Genomic DNA, 1691 nt, shown 5'->3' with positions numbered 1-1691 from the left:
GTCGAGGGCGGGCAGGAGTGGCAGGCAGCGGGGACCGCGGGACGGCGCGGCGACGGGGGGTGGCACGTGGACGAGGCGAGCGCCGGCGACGTCGACCCCTCCGGCGACCTGCCCGGGAGGCCCCGCTCCTCCGGTGACGACGCGGAGGCCGAGGTGGGCGCCCGCCACCGGTCGGTGCTGCTCGAGCGGTGCACCGAGCTGCTGCTGCCCGCCCTCGACCACCCCGGCGCCGTGGCCGTGGACGCGACCCTCGGGATGGGCGGGCACGCCGCCGAGCTGCTGCGCCGCAGCCCCACGACGCGCCTCGTCGGCATCGACCGCGACCCCCAGGCCCTCGAGCTCGCCGGGCGCCGCCTGGCCCCGTTCGCCGATCGCGTCACGCTCGTGCACGCGGTGCACGACGCGCTGGGCGACGTCCTCGACGACCTGGGGCTCGAGACGGTCGACGCGGTGTTCTTCGACCTCGGGGTGTCCTCGCTCCAGCTCGACGAGGTGGACCGGGGTTTCTCCTACTCCCGCGACGCCCCGCTGGACATGCGCATGGACGCCTCCTCGTCGGGGCCGACGGCGGCCGACGTCCTGAACACCTACTCCCACAGCGACCTCACACGCGTGCTGCGCGTGTACGGCGAGGAGCGGTTCGCGCCGCGCATCGCCTCCGCGGTGCTGCGTGAGCGGGAGGCGGAACCCTTCACCAGCTCGGCCCGGCTCGTGGACCTGGTGCGCGCCAACGTTCCTGCCGCGACCAGGCGCACCGGGGGCAACCCCGCGAAGCGCACGTTCCAGGCGCTGCGGATCGAGGTCAACGACGAGTTGCGGGTGGTCGAGCGGGCGCTGCCCGTGGCGTTCGACCGGCTCGCCGTCGGTGGCCGGCTCGCGGTCCTCACGTTCCACTCCCTCGAGGACCGGATCGCCAAAACCGTTCTGCGGCAGCTGTCGACGAGCACCGCCCCGCCGGACATGCCCGTCCCCCCACCGGGCACCGGTCCGCGTGCGGAACTGCTGACCCGGTCGGGGGAGACCGCCGACGAGGCGGAACTCGCGGAGAATCCACGCGCGGCGTCGGCGCGCCTGCGTGCCGTGGTCCGGCTGCCCCTCGATGATCGGACGGCCGACGGCGTCGCGGGATGGATCCCGCGGCGGGCCGGTCCGCCGCGGTCCGGCCGGCGCCGCGGCTCCGGAACCCCCGCACCTCCCCACGACCCACCACCGCCGGACGAGAACGGCACGAGCGACGGAAGGACCCGGGAATGAGCCAGCCCCTCATCGCGGCCCGCAACGCACCGGTCCGCGTGAACCGGGTGCGCCCCGAGGTCACGGCCCCCGAGCGCCCCGCGCTGCGCGTCGTCACCCCGCCGGCCGCCCTGCGCCTGCGGGTGCCGCTGCCGCTGGCGTGCGTCCTGCTGCTCACGCTCGGGCTGTTCGGCCTGCTGATGACCAACATCGCCATCGCGGGCGACGCCTACCGGATCACCGACCGCCAGGTGGAGTCGGCCTCGCTGGCCGACCGGCAGCAGGCGGCCGACGAGGCGCTGGCCTCGCTGTCGGCGCCGCAGAACCTCGCCGCCGCGGCGGCGGGCCTCGGCATGGTCCCGGCGCCCGGTGCCGTGCACCTCACGGGCTCGGGCGCCGTCGGCGAGGCCGACGCCGCGGCCGCGCCCGAGCCGCCGGCTCCCGCGGTGCCGCAGGGG

General features: G+C 76.5%; 2 protein-coding genes. Both read left to right on the top strand.

Annotation, left to right across the window (positions count from 1 at the left end; translation table 11 throughout):
- Nucleotides 1-108 precede the first annotated feature (108 nt).
- A complete protein-coding gene (gene rsmH / locus GTR02_RS21600) occupies nucleotides 109-1254 on the top strand; it encodes a 16S rRNA (cytosine(1402)-N(4))-methyltransferase RsmH (RefSeq protein ID WP_205709796.1) in 1146 nt (381 codons plus the stop codon).
- A partial coding sequence (gene ftsL, locus GTR02_RS21595; RefSeq protein WP_205709795.1) for a cell division protein FtsL occupies nucleotides 1251-1691 on the top strand: 441 nt, incomplete at its 3' end. The genes rsmH and ftsL, both read left to right, overlap by 4 nt.

Origin of the sequence: Kineococcus siccus (assembly GCF_009906795.1) — a bacterium.
Classification (GTDB): Bacteria; Actinomycetota; Actinomycetes; order Actinomycetales; family Kineococcaceae; genus Kineococcus; species Kineococcus siccus.
The sequence above is the reverse complement of the archived record's forward strand: the minus strand, read 5'-3'. Positions and strand labels throughout refer to the sequence as shown.